The 21,106-nt window shown below is 60.5% G+C and carries 18 protein-coding genes and 1 pseudogene; 13 read left to right on the top strand and 6 right to left on the bottom strand.

Going from position 1 to position 21,106, the window contains the following annotated elements; all coding sequences use genetic code 11:
• Positions 1–127: 127 nt before the first annotated feature.
• Positions 128–1,642 carry a catalase gene (locus K426_RS27635; RefSeq protein WP_066564758.1) on the bottom strand — a complete coding sequence of 505 codons (1,515 nt, stop codon included), beginning with the start codon at positions 1,640–1,642 and terminating at the stop codon, positions 128–130.
• A 586-nt stretch (positions 1,643–2,228) separates the two neighbouring features.
• On the opposite strand from K426_RS27635, the gene ccoN reads away from it, so the two are divergent.
• From ccoN to hemA, 11 genes are all read left to right on the top strand, one after another.
• Entirely contained in the window at positions 2,229–3,836 is a 1,608-nt protein-coding gene (gene ccoN / locus K426_RS27630; RefSeq protein ID WP_082749232.1) for a cytochrome-c oxidase, cbb3-type subunit I, read from the top strand.
• A 6-nt stretch (positions 3,837–3,842) separates the two neighbouring features.
• Entirely contained in the window at positions 3,843–4,571 is a 729-nt protein-coding gene (gene ccoO / locus K426_RS27625) for a cytochrome-c oxidase, cbb3-type subunit II (RefSeq protein WP_066564383.1), read from the top strand.
• Between the two features lie 7 nt (positions 4,572–4,578).
• Entirely contained in the window at positions 4,579–4,749 is a 171-nt protein-coding gene (locus K426_RS27620) for a cbb3-type cytochrome c oxidase subunit 3 (protein ID WP_066564381.1), read from the top strand.
• Complete coding sequence (ccoP, locus tag K426_RS27615; RefSeq protein ID WP_066564379.1) at positions 4,740–5,618, top strand: cytochrome-c oxidase, cbb3-type subunit III; 879 nt, start codon at positions 4,740–4,742, stop codon at positions 5,616–5,618. The genes K426_RS27620 and ccoP overlap by 10 nt, the downstream gene beginning before the upstream one ends.
• Positions 5,615–5,803: a hypothetical protein gene (locus K426_RS27610; RefSeq protein WP_066564376.1), complete on the top strand. Its 189-nt coding sequence runs from the start codon at positions 5,615–5,617 to the stop codon at positions 5,801–5,803. The genes ccoP and K426_RS27610 overlap by 4 nt, the downstream gene beginning before the upstream one ends.
• Positions 5,804–5,821: 18 nt before the next feature.
• Entirely contained in the window at positions 5,822–6,604 is a 783-nt protein-coding gene (locus tag K426_RS27605) for a DUF2189 domain-containing protein (RefSeq protein WP_066564374.1), read from the top strand.
• A 4-nt stretch (positions 6,605–6,608) separates the two neighbouring features.
• Positions 6,609–8,807, top strand: coding sequence for a heavy metal translocating P-type ATPase (locus K426_RS27600; protein WP_066564753.1), 2,199 nt, complete (start codon positions 6,609–6,611; stop codon positions 8,805–8,807).
• Positions 8,804–8,953 carry a cbb3-type cytochrome oxidase assembly protein CcoS gene (gene ccoS / locus K426_RS27595; RefSeq protein ID WP_066564372.1) on the top strand — a complete coding sequence of 50 codons (150 nt, stop codon included), beginning with the start codon at positions 8,804–8,806 and terminating at the stop codon, positions 8,951–8,953. Before K426_RS27600 ends, ccoS begins: the two co-directional genes overlap by 4 nt.
• A 25-nt stretch (positions 8,954–8,978) precedes the next feature.
• Entirely contained in the window at positions 8,979–10,178 is a 1,200-nt protein-coding gene (locus K426_RS27590; protein WP_066564371.1) for an NnrS family protein, read from the top strand.
• 85 nt (positions 10,179–10,263) lie between these two features.
• Entirely contained in the window at positions 10,264–10,647 is a 384-nt protein-coding gene (locus K426_RS27585; protein ID WP_066564370.1) for a hypothetical protein, read from the top strand.
• A 253-nt stretch (positions 10,648–10,900) separates the two neighbouring features.
• On the top strand, positions 10,901–12,100 hold the full coding sequence (gene hemA, locus K426_RS27580; RefSeq protein WP_066564365.1) for a 5-aminolevulinate synthase: 1,200 nt from the start codon (positions 10,901–10,903) through the stop codon (positions 12,098–12,100).
• A gap of 26 nt (positions 12,101–12,126) precedes the next feature.
• Here the strand turns inward: hemA and K426_RS27575 are convergent, their stop codons facing one another.
• The 4 genes and pseudogenes from K426_RS27575 to K426_RS27555 form a co-directional block, all read right to left on the bottom strand.
• Positions 12,127–12,570: an Rrf2 family transcriptional regulator gene (locus K426_RS27575; protein WP_066564362.1), complete on the bottom strand. Its 444-nt coding sequence runs from the start codon at positions 12,568–12,570 to the stop codon at positions 12,127–12,129.
• A 711-nt stretch (positions 12,571–13,281) separates the two neighbouring features.
• Positions 13,282–13,800: pseudogene (locus K426_RS27570) on the bottom strand (DUF499 domain-containing protein); the annotation flags it as partial.
• A gap of 419 nt (positions 13,801–14,219) precedes the next feature.
• Complete coding sequence (locus K426_RS30815; RefSeq protein ID WP_082749231.1) at positions 14,220–14,771, bottom strand: hypothetical protein; 552 nt, start codon at positions 14,769–14,771, stop codon at positions 14,220–14,222.
• Positions 14,772–15,256: 485 nt separating this feature from the next.
• On the bottom strand, positions 15,257–16,495 hold the full coding sequence (locus K426_RS27555; RefSeq protein WP_066564349.1) for a site-specific integrase: 1,239 nt from the start codon (positions 16,493–16,495) through the stop codon (positions 15,257–15,259).
• Between the two features lie 210 nt (positions 16,496–16,705).
• On the opposite strand from K426_RS27555, the gene K426_RS27550 reads away from it, so the two are divergent.
• Both K426_RS27550 and K426_RS27545 read left to right on the top strand, forming a co-directional pair.
• Entirely contained in the window at positions 16,706–17,821 is a 1,116-nt protein-coding gene (locus tag K426_RS27550; protein ID WP_145907817.1) for a hypothetical protein, read from the top strand.
• 1,043 nt (positions 17,822–18,864) lie between these two features.
• Positions 18,865–19,551, top strand: coding sequence for a ParA family protein (locus K426_RS27545; protein ID WP_066564752.1), 687 nt, complete (start codon positions 18,865–18,867; stop codon positions 19,549–19,551).
• Between the two features lie 433 nt (positions 19,552–19,984).
• Here K426_RS27545 and K426_RS27540 read toward each other — a convergent pair whose 3' ends face one another.
• Positions 19,985–21,106 (bottom strand): replication initiation protein, encoded by a 1,122-nt coding sequence (locus K426_RS27540; RefSeq protein ID WP_066564348.1) that lies wholly within the window; start codon positions 21,104–21,106, stop codon positions 19,985–19,987.

Below are 21,106 nucleotides of genomic sequence, written 5' to 3'. Positions count from 1 at the left end.
TTCCATCCGAAATAGCACGCTCTTATCCTCCGTCGACTGCTTGATATCGTCGAGGAAGCCCTTCGCGGCGCTATCGCATCACGATCGGCTCCCCCGCACCGGGCGGGGGAGCCTGCGCCCCTCACCGTCAGTCGGCGAGCTCGGGCTTGGACGAAAGTTCCGCCGGGGGCTTCGCCATCATGTCCAGAGCCTTGGCCACGCCCGCGCCATAAGCCGGGTCGCAGCGCGTGCAGTTGTCTATATGGCGCTGCTTGATGAAATCCGGCGCATCACCCATCGCGCTGGCCGTGTTATCGAACAAGACCTGCTGCTGCGCCGGGCTCATCAGCTGGAAGAGCTTGCGCGGCTGGGTGAAATAATCATCGTCATCCTCGCGGAAATTCCAGAAGTCGGCGTTGCCGTCGATCTTCAGCGGCGGTTCGCGAAATTCGGGCTGATCGACCCACTGGCCAAAGCTGTTCGGCTGATAATGCGGCAGCCCGCCATAATTGCCGTCCATCCGGCCCTGCCCGTCGCGGTGGTTCGAATAGACCGGGCAACGCGGCGCGTTCACCGGAATCTGGTGGTGGTTCACTCCCAGCCGGTAACGCTGCGCGTCCGAATAGGCGAACAGGCGCGATTGCAGCATCTTGTCGGGCGACACGCCGATACCGGGCACCAGGTTCGACGGCGCGAACGCGCTCTGCTCGACATCCTGGAAGAAGTTCTCCGGGTTGCGGTTCAGTTCGAACTCCCCCACCTCGATCAGCGGGTAATCGGACTTGTACCACACCTTGGTCAGGTCGAACGGGTGGACGGGATAAGTCTCGGCCTCCAGCTCGGGCATGACCTGGATGTACATCTTCCACTTGGGAAAATCGCCGCGCTCGATCGCTTCGTAAAGGTCGCGCTGGTGGCTTTCGCGATCGCCGCCGACCAGCTTGCCCGCTTCGTCATCGGTCAGGTTTTCGATGCCCTGCTGGGTCTTGAAGTGGAACTTCACCCAATACCGCTCGCCCGCGTCGTTATAGAAGCTGTAAGTGTGCGAGCCGAAGCCGTGCATGTGGCGATAGGACTTGGGAATGCCGCGATCGGACATCACGATCGTCACCTGGTGCAGCGCTTCGGGCAACAGCGTCCAGAAGTCCCAGTTGTTCGTCGCCGAACGCATGTTGGTGCGCGGATCGCGCTTCACCGCCTTGTTGAGATCGGGGAACTTGCGCGAATCGCGCAGGAAGAAGACCGGCGTGTTGTTGCCGACCATGTCCCAGTTGCCTTCTTCGGTGTAAAACTTCAGCGCGAAGCCGCGAATGTCGCGCTCGGCATCGGCGGCGCCGCGTTCGCCCGCCACCGTGGTGAAGCGCGCGAACATGTCGGTCTTCTTGCCGACTTCGCTGAAGATCCTGGCGCGGGTGTAGCGGGTGATGTCTCCCGTCACAGTGAACGTGCCGAACGCGCCCGAGCCCTTGGCGTGCATGCGTCGTTCGGGAATGATCTCGCGGTTTAGATTCGCGAGCTTTTCGAGCAGCCAGACGTCCTGCATTAGCAGCGGCCCGCGGGGGCCCGCGGTCAGCGAATTCTGGTTATCCACGACCGGCGCGCCAAATGCTGTGGTCAGGTGGGTGACCGGACACTTACTGCGGTTGGGGGTATCTTCAGACATCATCCATCCTCTGTTTTGCTTTCGACCGAAGCGTTATAGCTGACCCGGACTCTGCAGCGAAGTCGATTAAATGCGCTTTTGTGATCGGTAATTCCGATCGAATAGTGTCGATCTGGTCATGGAGTCGGCCCGAGATCGCGATCAATTTCGGTACAGCCAATTCGCGCGTTGTGCATAGCAATGAAGGATCGTCTTCGGAGAGGCTCCGCTATGCTGCTTCTCGCGGCGCTATGGGTTGTCCAACCTGTTCCCTGCGGAGCTGGAGCGCAGGCCATGGTCGATCGCACGCCCGCCAATCTCAATATCGGGAGGCTGCGCTCTCGCGACGTTCTCTAGGGCATCGGCGCGGCCAAGGGCCGCTTGCGCTACGCGCTGTCCTGGACTGCCAATGGCAGGCGCGCCAGCCAGCCCGGACCCTCATTGGTGTTTCCGCCATGCGACGCAGATCGAGCGCAGCGCAATGGTAACTGCCGCCAACAATAGAGGTATGAACAATACCTCTTTAATGCTACGAGTACGCCACCTGCCGGAGGGAGGGACTCGGAGCGTGGTATCAGGGCTGACTGTAAACGAGCGCCAGTGGAGCATGGCGATACTCGTAATCCTGGCTTTCGTCGGACTGGCGATGGCTGCAGCCGGCGCGAGCCGCGCAGATCCCATGGAAACGCATGGTTTTCTCGTGATGGGCTTCAGCCTCGTCGTTCTTTGCTTCGTGCTCAAGGGCTTCTATGACCCTGAACCTGCCCCGACCCGTCTACAAAGCTACTACGACGACCCCAGTAAGGCGGGCATTGTTCTTGCCATGTGCTGGGCCGTGTTCGGCATGTTCATTGGCGATTGGGTCGCGTGGCTGTTGGCATTCCCCGATTTCACGTTTGATAGCGCCTGGTCAAGTTTCGGACGTTTGCGGCCTGCGCACACCACAGGGGTCATATTCGGGTTCGGCGGCAATGCTCTGATTGCGACGTCTTTTCACGTGATGCAGCGTACCTCGCGCGCGCGCATGCCCGATCAATTCAGCCCCTGGTTCGTGCTCATCGGGTACAACCTTTTCTGCCTGCTGGCCGTTTCCGGCTACTTCTTGGGCATTACCCAATCGAAGGAATATGCCGAGCCCGAATGGTATGCCGACATCTGGCTGGTCATCGTCTGGGTGACTTACCTCGTGCTCTATCTACGCACGCTCGCGAGGCGGAAGGAACCGCATATCTATGTCGCCAACTGGTACTATCTGGCGTTCATCCTCGTCGTGGCGATCCTCCATGTCGTGAACAATCTCGCGGTCCCGGCCTCGTTCGGCGGCGCCAAGAGCTATTCGCTGTTCTCGGGCGTCCAGGACGCGATGACCCAGTGGTGGTACGGCCACAATGCCGTCGCCTTCTTCCTGACCGCCGGCTTCCTGGGCATGATGTACTACTATCTGCCCAAGCGTGCCGAGCGGCCGATCTACTCGTATCGGATGTCGATCATCGGTTTTTGGGGTATCACCTTTTTCTACATGTGGGCGGGTTCGCACCATCTCCACTACACCGCCTTGCCGCAATGGGTGCAGACGCTGGGGATGACCTTTTCGGTCATGCTGCTGGTGCCGTCATGGATCGCGGCCGCGAATGCGCTTTTGACGCTCAACGGCGCCTGGGACAAAGTGCGCGACGACGCGACGCTGCGCTTCATGATGATGGCCGCGATCTTCTATGGGCTCTCGACATTCGAGGGTTCGTTCATGGCGATCCGCTCGGTCAATGCGCTATCGCACTACACCGACTGGACGATCGGACACGTCCACGCCGGCGCCATGGGCTGGGTCGCGCTTATTACGTTCGGCTCGATCTATGCAGTCGTCCCCTGGCTGTGGAAGCGCGAGCGCATGTATTCTCCCGCACTCGTCGAGGTCCATTTCTGGCTCGCGCTGTCTGGAACGCTCATTTACGTTTTCGCGATGTGGAACTCGGGCATCATCCAGGGCCTGATGTGGCGCACCTATAATGATAGTGGCACGCTTACATATTCATTCCTCGATAGCATGGTGGCCATGCATCCCTATTACGTGGCCAGAGCAATAGGTGGGCTGCTTTTCCTGATCGGCGCCCTCGTCGGCTGCTACAACATCTGGATGACAATCCGCCGCCCGTCCGGCGCGCCAGCGACGTCAGGCGACACTCCCCTGCCCGCCAGCCTCCAGCCTGCGGAATAAGCGCCGATGTTCGGAACCCATTACCGCATCGAACGCAAATCGGTCGTGCTGGCCGTCGCGATCATGATCGTCGCGAGCATTGGCGGGCTGATCGAGATCGCACCGCTCTTCACGATCGACGAGACGGTCGAGAGTGATCCCAAGATGCGCGTCTACACACCGCTCGAGCTCGCTGGCCGCAATATATATATTCGTGAAGGCTGCTACGCCTGTCATTCGCAAATGGTGCGCACGCTCCAGGACGAGGTGGAGCGCTATGGTCCCTATTCGCTCGCGGTCGAGTCCAAATACGATCATCCGATGCTTTGGGGGTCCAAGCGCACGGGCCCCGATCTCGCGCGGATCGGCGGGAAATATTCGGATCAATGGCATACCGCGCACCTCAACAATCCGCGCGATGTCGTGCCGCAGTCTATCATGCCGCGTTACAGCTGGCTGCGTGAGCGCGAGTTGCAAACCAAGTATCTGGGCGATGATCTGCGTGCGCTCCGGGACGTCGGAGTCCCCTATACCGATGACATGATCGCGAACGCGCCGGCGGACGCGGTGGCTCAAGCATCACCTGACGACGATACGGCGGCTCTTGTGAAGCGTTACGGCAGTGCAACCCAGATCCGCTCGTTCGATGGCGACAACGGCACGATTTCGGAGATGGATGCGCTGGTCGCCTATCTCCAGGTCCTGGGCAAGCTGAGCGATGCCGCGCAGCCGACGCCGGCAACCCCGAAGAAGTAGGCCCCGTATGGATATCGGACATCAAGCGCTGGTTGGTTTCTCCAAATCGTTCGGGTTGTTCTACCTGGTCGCGATGGCGGGCGTGGCTCTGCTCTACGCATGCTGGCCTGCGAACAAGGGTCGGTTCGACAAGGCCGCACGCGACATCATCGAAGACGAGGACAAGCCGTGGCGGTAAGCGAGCGCGATCCCCATAGCGGGCACATGACGACGGGCCATGAGTGGAACGGGATCAAGGAGCTCAACACACCGGTGCCAAAGGCGGTGTGGTTCTTCCTGATCGTTACCGCACTCTTCTCGCTCGGTTACTGGGTACTAATGCCCGCCTGGCCTCTGGGCAAGACCTACACACGAGGCCTGCTCGGGAGCGACCAGAAGGATATCGTCGCCACGCGCGTCGCTGAGGCCCGCGATGCACGCTCTGCCTGGACCAGGCAGGTTGCGGCGATGAATTATGATCAGATCAGGGCTGATCCTGCACTGATGACACTTGTGCGAGAGGACGGGCACCGTCTGTTCGGCGACAATTGTGCGGCCTGCCATGGCATGAACGCGAAGGGAAACGGGGGATTTCCTGATCTCACGGATCGTGACTGGCTGTGGGGCGGCACGCCGGACGCGATTGCGCACACGATCGCGGTGGGGGTCAATAGTCCTGCAAGCAAGGAGACCCGCGTCAGTCAGATGCTTTCATTCGGCAAGGACGGCATTCTCGACAACGACGCCGTACTGGCGGTTGCCGATTATGTGAAGACCTTGTCGGATCCTGCCTGGGCAAAAGGCAAGGCGGCATCGGTGACGAAGGGACGCGAAGTCTTCGCCACGAATTGCGTAGCCTGCCATGGGGATCAGGGCCGCGGCAATCCACAAGTCGGCGCACCCGATCTGACCGATCGGACGTGGCTCTTCGGCGGTGACATCGAAACGATCTACACGACAATCTACAATGGTAGGCAGGGCGAGATGCCGGCGTGGGAACATCGCCTCAGTCCAGTCGACCGCAAGATCCTGACCACTTATCTGCTCGACCAGGGCCGCAAGCCATGAGGCTTCCGCGTTCGCGCAAGTTCTACCTCGCACTGGCGGTCGCGGCGCTAGGCGTGGTCCTGCTCGCGAACGCTCATCTGGTCTATGTCGCTTCCACGTCGCAGCCCAGATGCGTTGACCATGCCAAGAGCGACGGGACGGTTAAGGCCGCAGGCGTGTTCGGTGCCGCCAAGTCGTCTTGCTGAGATGATCGGGAGAAGAAGATGACCACGATCCCGCCTGTCGTTCCGCCGCTTCCGACCGAACGGCGCTATGTCCGCGACCTGACGCCAGGAGACGTCTTCGTCTGGCTGCGGGATGGATGGCGCGATCTTGTCACCCATCCGGGGCCGAGCCTGCTTTATGGCCTGTTCGTCTTCCTGCTTTCAGCGGGAATCGTCGCGGGACTGGTGGGCCTGGCGTGGGATTTCGCACTGTTCCCGGCGATCGCGGGATTCCTGGTGTTCGCCCCAGCGCTGGCCATCGGGCTCTACGACAAGAGCCGTGCGCTCGAGCTCGGCGAGCCGGTTTCGCTGCGTCACATGCTACTGCCCCATGCACGCGCAGGCGGCCAGGTTCTCTTCACCGGCGCGCTGCTCTGCGGGATCATGCTGCTTTGGATGCGCGCGGCGGTCATCATCTACGCGCTGTTCTTCGGCATCCGCCCATTTCCGGGTCTCGATCATATCACGCTAATGCTGTTCACGACTACCAGCGGGATCGCGATGCTGGTCGTGGGATCGCTTGTCGGCGGGCTCTTTGCCGCATTCTCTTTCGCAATTTCGGCCTTTTCCATTCCCATGATGCTCGACAAGCGGGTCGATGCGCTAACGGCCATGGGCACGAGCTGGGCGCTCGTCTGGAACAACCTTGCGACCATGCTGGTCTGGGGTCTCCTGGTGCTGCTGCTCTTTATCCTGTCGGTCGCAACCGGGTTCGCCGGCCTGATTATCGTATTCCCGTGGTTAGGTCATGCCACATGGCATGCCTACCGTGCGGTGCGGTGAAGGCGTGACAATCGCGTCCGCCCTCCCTGGAATATCGGGCGAAGAACTTTTGCTGGCGAGCCGGCAGATCGATAGCGGATTGCGCCATACAGACCTGTCGGTCCCGGGTATCAGTTGTGGCGGGTGCATTCGTAAGATCGAGGATGCGCTGAGCCGTCTCCCCGGGGTGACGCGGGCCCGCGTCAATCTTTCGACCCGGCGCGTTACGGTGGATTGGCAAGAGAACGAGGGGCCGCCACCGCTTGGCGAAACGCTCTCTGGACTCGGCTACGAGGCCCATATTCACGAGCCGCAAACCGATGCGAAAGATCCACGTTTCGGGCATCTCGTCCGGGCTCTCGCGGTTGCCGGCTTCGCCTCGATGAACATCATGGGGCTTTCGGTCTCGGTCTGGTCCGGCGCTGCAGGCGAGACCCGGGACCTGTTCCACTGGCTGTCGGCCGCGATCGCGCTTCCGACGCTCGCCTATTCCGGCCAGGTGTTCTTTCAGTCGGCCTGGCAGGCTTTGCGAAACGGGCAGACCAATATGGATGTGCCGATCTCGATCGGCGTTCTCCTGGCGTTCGCAATGAGTCTCTACGATACGATCCATCGTCAGCCCTATGCGTATTTCGACGCGGCAGTGACGCTGCTGTTCTTTCTGCTGATCGGCCGAACCTTCGACTATATGATGCGCGAGAAAGCCCGCGCCGCCGTGAAGGGACTTCGTCGACTGACGAGTTATGGGGCGACGGTGGTCACGGCTGATGGGAGCCTGACCTATCTCGCCGCCGAAGATATCGGGCCCGGCATGACCATTCTTGTGCGGCCGGGCGATCGCATCCCGGTCGACGCAGTTGTGCTCGATGGACGTTCGGATATCGATGCTGCGATCGCGACCGGAGAAAGCCGGCCGGAACAGATCCTGCCGGGTAGCCGACTTCGTGCGGGGACGCTCAATCTGACAGGACCGCTGACGATCTGCGCCACGACCACGCCGCAGGAGAGTTTCCTGGCGGAGATGGTCCGGCTCATGGAGGCTGCCGAAGGTGGACGTGCCCAATTCCGGCGCATCGCGGACCGTGCGGCGCGGCTTTACGTTCCGATCGTGCATAGTGCCGCCGTGCTGAGCTTCCTCGGCTGGATGCTGGCTACCGGCGACTGGCACCGCTCGCTCACGATCGCGGTCGCGGTGCTGATCATCACATGTCCGTGCGCGCTCGGGCTCGCCGTACCGATGGTCCAGATTGTCGCTGCGCGAGCGCTTTTCGAGCGCGGGATACTGGTCAAGGATGGCGCCGCCATGGAGCGGCTTGCCGAGATCGATACGGTCATCTTCGACAAGACCGGGACATTGACGCTGGGCCAGCCTCGTTTGCGCCAAGACCCCGGCACTCAGTCCAGCTATCTGACCATTGCCTCGCAAATGGGCAAGAATTCAAATCACCCCTATGCCAAGGCCCTCGCGGCGGCGGCTTCGCCTATGGCGATAGCCTTCGACAGCATCGTCGAGCATGCAGGGCTTGGCCTTGAAGCCCGGATCGGGGAGGACGTGTGGCGACTTGGCCGAGCCGAGTGGGCCCTCGGCAGGAACGGCCCCGGCGACGTGGCAGGGACCGTGCTCGGCTGCAATGGGGTCCTCGCAGAAGCGTTTACTTTTACCGATACGCTGCGGCCGGGGACGGCGACTGCGCTCGCGGAGTTGCGCGCTCGCGGCTACGATGTCGAGATCATGTCGGGAGACACCCCGGAGGCGGTCGCTATGGTTGCGGCCGATCTCGTCATCTCACAGGCCCGCGCTGCGTTGCTGCCTGCAGAGAAGACAACCTATCTGGATGGGCTGGCACGAGCGGGCCGCAAGGTATTGATGGTCGGCGACGGACTGAACGATGCGCCAGCCCTCGTCGCAGCGCATGTCTCCATGGCTCCAGGAAATGCCGCGGACGTCGGGCGCCAGGCGGCAGATTTCGTTTTTCTTCATTCCGATCTCGGGAGTGTCCCTTACGCCATCGAAACCGCGCGTGCGGCCGACCGTCTGATCCGGCAGAATTTTGCATTCGCGGCTCTGTACAATCTGGTCGCGCTGCCGATCGCGATAGCAGGGTACGTGACACCTCTGCTGGCTGCGCTGGCGATGTCAGGGTCTTCGATTTTCGTCGTTGCCAATGCTCTGCGACTGCGCGCCGGAGCTGTGGGACGGTTTGGCGCGGGTCGCCCGAAATGAATGTCCTGTGGTACCTGATTCCGATCTCGCTGACGTTGGGGGGTATCGGACTCGGCCTGTTCTTCTGGGCCTTCAAAAGTGGACAATATGAGGATGTCGCAGGTGCCGCAGAGCGCATCCTGAACGATGAGGACCGCCCTCTTTGATCAGAGGCGCGGGCAAGGAGGTTCCATGCCATCGTCGCTATCCCTATCGAACCTCGGCCGCGCCCCGCACCGGCTGATGTTCTTCGTCGGCGGGCTCAACCTATTGCTGGCGATGGCATGGTGGGCTACCTGGCTATCCGCGGTGCGGTGGGGCTGTTTCGCGATGCCGCAGCCAGCCTTCTACGCGGGCCGCGTCCATGCATTCCTGATGCAGTACCAGGTGCTGCCCAGCTTTTTCTTCGGATTCCTGCTGACGGTCTTTCCGCGCTGGATCGGCGAACCGGATCTCGACCGGCGCAAAGCATGGCCCGTTGGAGCTGGTCTGCTGATCGGCCAACTGCTGACACTCGCCGGGGCGCTCGGCTGGCATGCAGGCATGGTTGCCGGCGCACTTGCGACGCTGGCCGGCTGGTGCATCGGCCTCGTTCCTCTCGCGCGGCTGGCCGTGCGCGACGCCGGGAAGACATGGCATGCGCAAGGATGCCTGGGTGCCATGTGCCTCGGCGCGATCGGGCTCGTGTTCTGGATCGCCTATTTGACAACGGCGAACGAGGCATTGGCCGACGCGGCCGTCAGGATCGGGACGTTCGGGCTATTGGTTCCGGTGTTCTTTACCGTGGCGCATAGGATGATCCCGTTTTTTGCGGCGAGTGCCATCGAGGGCTATGAACCTTGGCGCCCGTCATGGGCTCTCATGGCGGGTTGGGTACTCTTCGCACTTCAACTGGCCCTGCCGTTACGCTGGCTCTGGATATCGGATCTGCCGCTATTCCTGCTGACGTTGCTTCTATTCGTTCGCTGGTGGCCGGGCCGGCACATGCCCCCACTACTGCTCGTCCTGTTCATCGGGCTGGCGTGGCTACCGATCGCTTTCGCGCTCTCCACGGCTCAGAACAGTGTGTTTGCGATCAGCGGGCAGCTCACGCTGGGCAAGGCTCCGGCGCATGCATTGTTTGTCGGGTTCTTCGGCAGCATTCTCATCGCGATGGTGACGCGTGTCACCCAAGGGCATTCGGCACGCCCGCTCATCCTGCCGCCGATTGCCGCCTATGCTTTTGCGGCGGTGCAAATCGTTTGCATCATCCGGATTGGCGCAGAGCTCGCGCAAGACTGGCTCGCCTGGCAATCCATCGCCGCGGCCGGATGGCTCATCGCCTTCGTGCCATGGGTGGTATGGGGTTCGCGCATATATTGGACGCCTCGTCTCGATGGCCGTCCCGGATAATTCGGCCGATTCAGTACAATATTGCTGAACTCAGCCCACAATATATTGCGGTTTTGCGATCTGATTACCGCCCTAAAGGAATCGTATGATCTTCAGAACGCTGATTGTGCTCGCCGCTTTTTCCATTTCTCCAGCGCTTCACGCAAAGGGGCCTCAGGATCCAGGATTACTTTTCTCGGCACTCGAAGACGACTACCAATGGGACAACAAACTGGACCATGCGAGAGCGACACTTTCGCGGGCAATACCTCTTGGTTCGTCTTTCTGGACGGCCCTCGCCATCCTCGAAAAAGCAGGCGCGCGTTGCACCGGGGATCGCCACGAGCCCGAGATTGCGCGCTGCCTCTACTCCGACTCGATCACCGTCCACGACTATTATCAAGGCCACCTGTTCTGGACTGTTGAAGTCCATCTGAAAGACAGGAAAGTCGGAGCACTCGCACTTGACCGCATCGTCGATGAGAATTGATCAAACGCGACTCACCCGCTCGTTTATATGAGCACGCTGCGAGGCCCTATCCGAGCGCTTCATATCTCAACGCCGAGGCACAACTGCAGCCACCTTGAGTATGGCGAGCAGCATCGCTATGCTGCATTCTAGATGCATGTTTTCTGTGTAGCACAGGATGGGTTTTTGGGGATGTTGGTCCATGACACCACAAAGCACTGTCGCACCGATAGCCGAAACACCGCAGCGACAGTGTCCAAGTCGCTATCAGACGATGTTTGATGCGGCACTGGCCAAGCTCCATGGTGAAGGACGATACCGCGTCTTTATCGACATCCTGCGTAACAAAGGCTCCTTTCCCGATGCGCGCTGCTTTGCTGGCCACAATGGTCCCAAGCCGATCACCGTCTGGTGTTCCAATGACTATCTCTCGATGGGCCAACATCCCAAGGTAATTGCGGCCATGGAAGAGGCGCTCCATGACGTCGGCGCGGGTTCTGGCGGTACGCGCAATATCGGTGGAAACACGCACTATCATATCGATCTCGAAACCGAGCTCGCCGACCTCCACGGCAAGGAAGGCGCATTGCTTTTCACGTCCGGCTATATATCGAACGAGGCGACGCTCTCCACGCTCGCAAAGGTCCTACCGGGCTGTGTGATCTTCTCCGATGCGCTCAATCATGCGAGCATGATCGCGGGCATTCACTCTTCGGGGTGCGAAAAGAAGGTCTGGCGGCACAACGACCTTGAGCATCTTAAAGAACTGCTTGCCGAAACGGCCCCCTCGCTTCCCAAGCTGATCGCCTTCGAGAGCGTCTACTCTATGGATGGCGATGTCGCACCCATCCATGCAATTTGCGACCTTGCCGAGAAATACGACGCGCTCACCTATCTCGACGAGGTTCATGCCGTGGGAATGTATGGTCCTCGCGGCGGTGGGATTTCCGATCGGGATGATGCTGCCCGGCGGCTCACTGTGATCGAAGGTACGCTGGCGAAAGCGATCGGCGTCATGGGCGGCTACATTGCAGCGGATCGCAGCATCATCGATGTGATCCGCAGCTATGCGCCGGGCTTCATCTTCACGACATCGCTCTCACCCGTGCTGGTGGCCGGCGCACTGGCCAGCGTCCGGCACCTTAAGTCATCGAGCGCAGAACGGGAGGGGCAGCAGGCCGCGGCCGCCATGCTCAAGCAGCTGCTCGCAGATGCGCGGCTGCCTGTCATGCCGTCGACGACCCATATCGTGCCTCTTATGGTTGGCGACCCGGTCAAGACAAAGCAGATCAGCGACATCCTGCTCGCTGAATATGGAATCTACGTGCAGCCAATCAATTTTCCGACGGTTCCCCGTGGCACCGAGCGGCTGCGGTTCACGCCCGGACCGACCCATAACCTCGAGATGATGCAAGCACTGACCGCTGCACTGGCTGAAATATGGGAACGGCTCGATATCCGATTGGCCGCCTGACGGGCGGCTTCGACGGCGCCCTTCCTTCAGACAGTTCCGATGCCGATAGGGGACTCGCGGTTCATCAGCCGGCGCATCGCATCTTTGTCGATCAGCAGATCGGCGATCGTGTAGGAATCGAACACGGCCATCATCGCCTGCATGCCTTTAGCGAGGACACCGGTCAGTCCACAGGCCGGCGAGAGTGCGCAGCCAGAGCAATCAGCCAACTGGAAGCCTTCCTCGGTCCGGCGAACGACGTCGCCCACAGTGATTGTTTCGGGCGCACGAGCAAGCTGCATGCCGCCGCCGCGGCCGCGCACCGTCCTGATAAAACCGTCATGGGCAAGCGCGTTGACGACCTTCATGAGGTGGTTATGAGATACATCGTAGGTGCGCGACATCTCGCCGATCGAGCATAGCCGCTCATCGTTCAGCGCCAGGTGGATCAGCACCCTGAGCGAATAGTCCGTGTAGCGTGTAAGGCGCACGCACCTCTCCTGAGAGCATCAACGCGTCGCTATACCTGTATCGCTATGACATGTTAATATGCTTGCTACTAGCGCCCGCCGTAGTCGCACGCCTTTGTATCATCCAGAGATGAAAGCCTTGCGCGGACTTGAAACAATAGACGCGAGAAGGACGGCCGGAATTTCCATTCCCTCCGGGTCTCTCAAAGGGTCCTTACGCAAGCCCTCGATTAGCGGCTCGAGATGTTCTTCGCCGCGCAGAGCCGATCACCGGCAAAGGCACGACAGAATATTGACGCCGATTCGGCTTTGAAGGACAACCGGTTTCGGACGCCCCTCGAAAAAAGCTCGAGTCATAATGAAACACTTGCGCGCTGGATAACGCCTATTCAGCACGAAGAACACGCCTCCAAATGCAATCGCGACAAGCAGGCTGTTGAAGCGCGCTGCGCTCCACGCGCATCAATGTGTCAAACCGCGAAAGCTCGCTATGGCTCATCACCACCACCGTCATAAGCGCGTCCTCCCGAACTGCCAGGAGGACCATGCCACCGAGCTCCGCTAAGGACGCCCAAGGGTATCACTTCTATCCAGCGCTTACAAAGCCGAAGCCCGATAGTGTATCTTATGTTTACTTTATCAATGCCTTACGAGGTATCATACATTGCCGATCTCGACGACGCAGCCAAGGCGAACGCGACAATGAGGATTCCGAGAGATGCCAATCGACCGCTACCGGACATCCTTCTCGATGAACCCCAACGTGTTTGCGTTCTCGATCAGAGTTCGGACCTTTGCTCGATCGAGTCCCGACGGCACTTCGGCGTCGATCTCTAACTTGAGCGTCACTTCGCTACCCGGGATCGTCGTGAGTTGCTCCACGATCGCCTCAACGATCTGGTGAATTTCTCGTGCTGGCCGATCGGCCGATATCATGACGGTCCCGAAAAACCGGGTCGGCTTATGCTCCGGTGCCGGGGTATCCGGCGTTCCATCCGCAGGACCAGCGGCCGGTGGCACACCTTCTGGACTGCCGGGAGCACCTGCAACGGGGGGCGGGCCAGGCTGCACCGGCCCCGGACGATGCGCTTCGGCCACGTCAGGCTTGATGATGACACTATCGCTATCGATCACAACGGCGGCGTTGGCGGCGCGCTCGATCGCCAGACCCAGATAGGTGTCGTTTTTATCGTCCCACCGCTCCGCATAGCCAAACGGCCCGGGCAGCATTCCCGTAATGGCGGCCTGCACCGTCCCCCCAGGTCGTCCGGATTTTCCGGTCGCCGGTGTCCGAGCATTGTTCGAGGCGAGCGATATCCTTGAATACGTCGTATCGGTTGTTCGGCTCGCGCTGGTTAGCCCGCTTGAAAAATTTTAGCTCTATCGCGCACCGCCACTCCACGTCAGTGTCGGACGTGAGCTTGAACCAGATGTCCATTCGTCCGCGTTTAGTCCGGCCGCCCGTCAGGGGTTTTTCGAGCTCAATCGCAAACGTCTCTCGCGGGGCGACGATCGCCAAGTCCGCTACGGTCGCGATGATCCTGCCCAAGTGGAGCTGCAGCGTGGCTTCGCTTTCACATGCGATGCGCCCTCCGTGGATCTGAGCAAACAGGCGGGGGACAGCTATTTGAACAATTTCCCGCAATCTTCCGATCGACATACGGTCGCTTTCAAATTGCACGCAGCGCCAGCGCCGCTGCCTCAGTAATGGTGTATACTGCCTCGCGTTGAGCGCCGCGATTGTGGTGATCAACCCGGTAGCCCTGATAATGGCGCCGAAGGAGGCCTGCCCGGACGAGATCCGAGACCGCGCGACTGACATTGGTTCGTCCTGAACGGCGAACGCGCGTTCTCACTTCACGTTCGACGATCCGATCGGCCTCAGTTGGATCAGCAGGGAGCATGTTGCGTGATGCCAACGAAGACCGCACTTCTGCAACGATTGCGCGCCGGCGCGGGTCTCTCTGCGCCATCGGAACCAGCGAGTCACACAACCAGTCGCGCAGCAACGTACGCTGACCTCCATTGGTTACATATGGCCCCGCGCTGCCGCTATTACTTCCAGCCGCTTGTGCGATAAGGTTGAGCACCATGAAGGTGTATCGCGGACGCGGAGATATCCCTGCAATCCGCTCGATAACGGCCGGCAGGTCGAGTGAGTCTTGGCCATGCTCGCTGTGCGATGGCTCGATAGCATCGAAAAGATCTGGCTGGTGGAACATAGAGCGAATCTAGCAGCGCGGGCGACAATGTGAATCCCTCTCGATTCGCGCTCTCACATTTTTCGTCAGTGACACTTTACCAGTCCAGACTGGTAAAGTGTCACTGACGAATATATCAGGAAGAATTGAATCCTGACGGCTCAGCTCAGCCAAGTGTTAGCGGGTCGCAATAGTCCTGGTATCCGGTGAGATCGGCGACGTCCGCATCGTTGAAGCTTACGATTCTCCGAACGCTCGAGGCGGCCAAAGGCTTGAGCGGTCATGCGCCACACCAACATAGGGCCGCTTGGCGCGCCACGCACAGTGCTGGGCCGCGACATGGATTTCTAATCCCAGATTATCCGTGAAATCGGCGATTGGTATTGCCGCCTCGACGACGGAGGGATCGGTGAGCCGATCGTCCAAGACAGCGCGATTTGCCTCGAGAAAGGTTGTGACCTCGAGCGGCCAGGAGACAGGGGAGTCATAGTCGATGAGCACGGCCTCTACTCGATCTTCGCCATGAGGCGCCCTGCCGCTCCCTGCTCCGCCGCGAGGTTGCGATTGTAGGCGAGCGGCATACGGGGCGACTTCCATCGTAACGCGTCCATGATGCCGGCAAGATCCTCGCCGCTGGCGAACAGATCCTGATTAAGCCCGATCCGCGTCGAATGGGCGCTGATTCCCTCCAGCAGCCGCGCCAGATCCTCGGCCGTGAGATCAGGGAGTGCTCCGCGATCGAACGCCCGCTGGATCATCGACCGAAAGATCGTCCCGATCGACCCCGGGTGCAGCGCGACGTTGCCGACGTCATATTCGACCCGCGCCCTCACTGCGGGCTTGGAGAGCGTCTTGCGCAAATCCCAGGTCTCTCGGCCCGAGATGCTGTCGATCGGCCGACCGCGCACGGCGGCGCGCGCCTTGTAACGCCGCACCTGTACCCGCCGGAACAGCGGCCCGGCCACTATCTCGGCCGCCTCGGTCCAGGCCGCGATCGCCCGAACGGTGCGCGGGCTGAGGTAGGCGGTGGCCCCCTCCCCGTCCTGATCACCCTTGCTACGCAGGATCTGCAGCAGCCGCGCCTCGGGATCGATCGCCTCTTCAATATGCTCGACAGCCACCGCCACTAGCTCGGACGCGCGCAGCCCGGTGTCATAGGCCGCGGACAACAGCGCCCGATCGCGCAGCCCCGGCAGATCGCTTCCGCAGCTCTCGAGCAACGCGCGGATATTGAGCCCCCGCGCCTTGTCGCGTTCGACGTCGCGCACCGGCCCCTTGAACCGCAGCGGCCGCGCCTGCTTCTGCGCCGCCCCCTTCTCGCGGCGCACCGCCTGCAGCCGCAGCTTCACCAGCGGGGCCGGCGTCGGATCCTTCAGGTCGAGCAGCTGGTGGATCTTGGCGATCGACGCCTTGTAGCGGGATAGCGACGCCGGCCGGCTCCCCTTCCCTGCCCGCGCGTCGAGGTAATCGGCCACGACCTCCGGTGTTGCCGGCAGCGCGATCCGGTTGTGACGCCGGCACCAGCGGTCGAACGCCTCAATGTCCGATTTGAGCGCGCGGATGCTGTGCGGCGACGAGGCGGCCTGATAAGCGGCGATCAGCGCCTCGTTGACGGTGATGCGCTCGCCGGCGCGCATCTGCACGATCGTCCAGGCAAGGTCGGCCGGCGCCGTGACCATCGGTAGAACCGCCTCACGCACCGCTACAGCGGTTTCAAACCCTTCCAAGGCGGTTTCGGTGCTCATGACGCGCCACGCTCCTCAGCGGCGCTTGTACCGCACGTTATAAAGGGGCGTCAATTCCGCTTCTGTGATAACTGCAATTATCACATATCCATAAGGGGGAGGCAACCAAAGATCACTCGCTTAAAGGTCATTATTGTTGAATTTTCGCTTACAAAAGCTCCAGAAATGCAGCTTTTCAGACATGGCGAATTTTGGCATAAAGCGGCTGAAATGGCCGTCTCCCCTGCCCCGCCCGACCTGCTGCTCGCCTATGCCGAAGCCCAGGCCGCCCTCGCCCGCCTCGCCGACCGGGTGACGCTCAGCCCGGTGCGCGGCCCCCTCCAGACGCGGATCGCGCTGGCCGAGCGCCAGGCGCTCGCCGCCCTGGACTCGCTGGACCTTCCCGAGGACGCACTCACAGTTGATGCGCGCGGGCGCGTGGCGACGACCCCCTATGACCTCACCCACTGGAAGCAGGCGATCGGCCAGCCCATCGCGCTCACCGCCCTCGCCCACGATCCCGCCGCGCTGCTCGCCTGGCTGGGGGCCGATCAGCCCCGGTCCACGGGGGGCGACTCGCTGCTGACGGCGGCCGATCGCGATCCCACCGAACGCCTCGCCGCGATCACGCGCTGGCAAAAGGCACCCCTGCCCCCCACCCCGCCATTGCTGCAGGCGGCGCGGATGGCGGACCTTTGGCGGCAGCACGCGCCGCTCGGCCGCGGCGATCGCGTGGCCAGCCTGCTGATCGGCGATCGCTGGGGCGCCGGACGCTGGCCGGGCTCGAGCGGCGGGTTGACCGCGCTCGGCCTACGGCACGCCGGCGGCCTTTGGAAAATCGCGCGCGGGGGCGATCTCGACCGGCTCTGGCTCGACGCGGTACGCGTCGGCGCGGATGCGCATCTGGAGACCGAGACCCGGCTGCGCGCCTATGCCGGGCGGGTTGCCCCCCATTTGGCCTCGCGCCGACGGCTCGGGCGCTTGAAGGAAGTCATCCTGTTCGCGATGGCCCGGCCGGCGATCAGCAGCGCGCAGGTCGCCCAGGCGCTGAAGCTGACCTCAGCGGGCGCGATCAAATTGCTGTCGATCGCAGTCAGCGAAGGACTGCTGCTCGAGCGCACTGGGCAGGCGAGCTATCGCAGCTACGCCATCCCGGTCAGTCAACCTGTCCCAGGTCGACCTGCCCCGGGTCGGCGGCGCCGGCCGGCGGCTGATCCCTTTGCTGCTGATTTTTGGACGGAGGAGGATGGATTTTCCGGCGTTGAACAGCGGAGCGGAGCAGCGGTTCTAGATGTTGCGACGGCTGATCATTTCCCCTCGATGCGACCCGGTGAACTGGAACCATAGTCGGGAACTTAGTGGACAGCGCTTTCGGCAGCATTCGGGATCACACGTCGCCTTGGTGATGGGTTAAGTATGGGAATTCTGCGGAAATATGTTCAAGGCGCTTGGGAAGGCTATCTTTTTTAGTTCATAGGAGGTCGACATTCGCTACCAGTGACCAAGCTGCAAGACCCGCTGGCTTGATCGAAGCGATCTTTCGGTCGGTTGCGCTGCCGATCGCACGAAGAGGCTTATTGACGTTTCGATCTCAATTGTTGCCCCCTCCCCTCCCCTTCCGTCCTTCGAACCAGTCCGCCACGCTTATACTTAGGGTGCCTTGTGGCGATGAGACGACGGTGTGGCTCCCTCGGTTCCTACGGCTGAGTCGCAATAGTTAACTGAGCCGTGGATCCATTTTCTGCCCATTCACTTTAGTCTCAAGGAATGTCAGCGGCAGTGATGTTCTAGGCCCCCTGCCCTCTAACATATCACCACGCGACGTACTCCCGTCGCCGGCTCACATTTATTGGGTGACTGGACGTACCCGCCTGATTGCGTCTCTCACTGTGCACCGATGCGTTATTTTGTGCTTTTCGTGTCGTACTTCGCAAGTGCTGAGCTGCTGAATTGTTCTGGGTCGCATGGATATGCCGAGGCCAGCGTCGTTCTAAGTAACTGTAATATCTTACTTTGTCATATGTGCCGCATTCTATAGTGCGCTGTGTGCCGCGCTGTGTGCCGCGCATTTGCGGACGGCATCGCGTTCTGACGCGCTTATGATTGCGCAAGCGAGTTCAGGTGCGCGTTTTACCTCGCTACCGACAGCGCTGTGTGATGCGAATGTGGGTTGAGCAGCGCGTCTGCACCCGCAGTCGCATTGTCATATGCCATCCACAGCGCTTGGAGCCGCGCTTTCTCTCGCGACCGCAATGTTGCACGCGCTGATAGGTGTGCTATCGGATTGCACCGCGCGGCAACTGGCGCTAAGGAAGGCGCTAACTAATTGTGCCGCGCGGACTATCGTACGCTACAACCGTGCGGCGCCACCGATACACAGGGAGCAATTTGTGCCAGTCATCACCATCGCGCAAAGCAAAGGCGGAGCGGGCAAGACGACGCTTGCCCTTGCGTTGGCATCCGAATTCGAGGCGCTCGGCGGGTCCGTTTTTATGTTGGACGCCGACAGACAGAATAGCCTTCTAAACTGGCACCGAGATCGAAATGCCGGGGGCAGGGGAGGGGACTCCCGCATCACGGTCGAAGATGCTTCGCAGCTTCGTGATGCCGACATTGGGGCCGCGATAGCCCGAGCTCGTGACACTGCCCAGTTGGTTGTCGTCGACTCCGAGGGCACGTCAAACTTCAAGACTGCCTATGCCGCCATGGATTCCGACTTCGTTGTCATCCCTACGCGGTCATCGCGGCTCGACCTCGAGCGCACTGTCGAAACGAGTGACATGCTTGAGAAGATGTGCCGCGGCGTTCCTTATCGCGTTCTCATCACGCAAACCGGGCAGGTTGCCCGTTCCAAAGCGGAATGGGAAATTGATAACCAGATCAGAAGCGCGCTTCCTACGTTTGGCGAACAGATGTTTACGCTCGATGCCTTCCGAGCAATGTCGAACTACCGGATGACACTTGCGGAAGTCCAAGAATCGAACCTCGCAAAAACGGACAAGGCCCGCCGTATCGCGCAAAGCGTCCTGGCCGATATCCTCAGCGAAATTCAAAACAAGGAGGCGATCAGTGCCTGACGAGAAGCCTTCGGCAAGCAGTATGGGCGATATCATCAGCTCAACAAGGCAGCGCCTTGAACAGCCTGATGCAACCGCAGACCGGCTTAAGAGCCTCATCGCCGCAACGCCAAAACCCACGCCTCCGCCTCTGGCGCCGGTCCAACGCGATCCCGCCGGCTCATCGCTCCCGTCTAACTATTTTCCTCAGGTTGCCGCTGACATGGCGGTCACTCCGAAGCGAAAGCCTCAGCGAGGACCCGCTCGGTCGCTTCATATTAGCATGCGTCTCTCACCACCCGAACGCGATCGCCTCGTGCGTTGGTGTGATGACCGCAATTTGAGTCTCCCTGACGGGATCATGGCGCTTATCGAGTTGGCCGAAAGTGAGGGGAGGGGCCCAGTCTAGCCACGGTCGTCGTTTATATGAGGAACCGGGGGAGGGTGATCGGGTTTACGCCTTCCCGCGCATACCAACGAAGCCTTTGCAGAAGCCTTCCCATGCCTTGTAGAGCGCAGAGCCTGTAAGGGTCAGGAGGCGATCCCCCATTTTGTCACGGAACGCCCTGGCAATTAAGTCTTTGTCCCAACCGCCACCAAAGTCGGCTACGATCGTCAGTAGGTGCTGATCTCCACAGAAATGCAATGATCCGGTTGGGAAGGGCCTACTTCCGGTCAGCTTTGACACAGTGACAGCCGTTATCTCCTCAACCGCCCCGTCTCTTCGCGCGCGCCTCCCGATCTTCGGGCGATCCAGTTCTTTCGCGGTCTCTTCCTGCTCGTCAGGATTTTTAGGGCTGAACGTCAGCTTGACTGCCTCGACCGGCCGTCCCCGACCGGATCCGCGGACCTCTTCCCATTCAACGGTAAAGTCGGCCAACTGATCAATTTCAGATTTGGACTTAGCGAGAACATCGCGTCGAAATTCGGCAAAGTTCTTGAAACTCCCTTCCGGCACACCAAGCCTGCGACGCAATTCCTCAACGTTCATTTTGACTACGCGGTTCTGGCGATTGATGATCAAACAACCGAGATCGTAGAGAGTGAGCGAATAGCGTGACTGCAATGCAAGCATCACACCGAGGTTAACCCTGGCATAGTAATCGGAGCGTTGGATGACGCGCTTGAAGCTCTCCGAGAACTCATACTCGACCACGCTCATGCCATCTTCGGATATTTCCTCTACACAACTGGAGAGGAGGGACTGCGACATGATTGCCGGTTTTCCCTTCTTCGTGGTCGTTCGAATTCGGACGATGACACGCAGCAGTTCGTCCATCACCGGCTGAATTCGTTCATTACCTTTGTGAGAGCCCCGCAGCTCCTTCTTCGTAATTGTGAACGTCTTGTTGTCCTCGCCGGCTTCTGGTCCAGCCTTGCGCAACATAAGCGCAAAAGCCTTTCTTCCGGCGGCACTTAGCGAGCCGGTTTCGAACTCCGATTCGACTAATTCCCCCGGCTTGCTTACAAAGTCTAAGTCGCGACGGCGAATCGCATCAGCGACCCGAAGCGTCCTGCCTAGGCCCTCCAGGTCGGAAGTAACCTCGATTTCAACGGTGTCCGAATCGAGCTTCAT

Source organism: Sphingobium sp. TKS (genome assembly GCF_001563265.1).
In the GTDB taxonomy this organism is placed as follows: Bacteria; Pseudomonadota; Alphaproteobacteria; order Sphingomonadales; family Sphingomonadaceae; genus Sphingobium.
The sequence above is the reverse complement of the archived record's forward strand: the minus strand, read 5'-3'. Positions and strand labels throughout refer to the sequence as shown.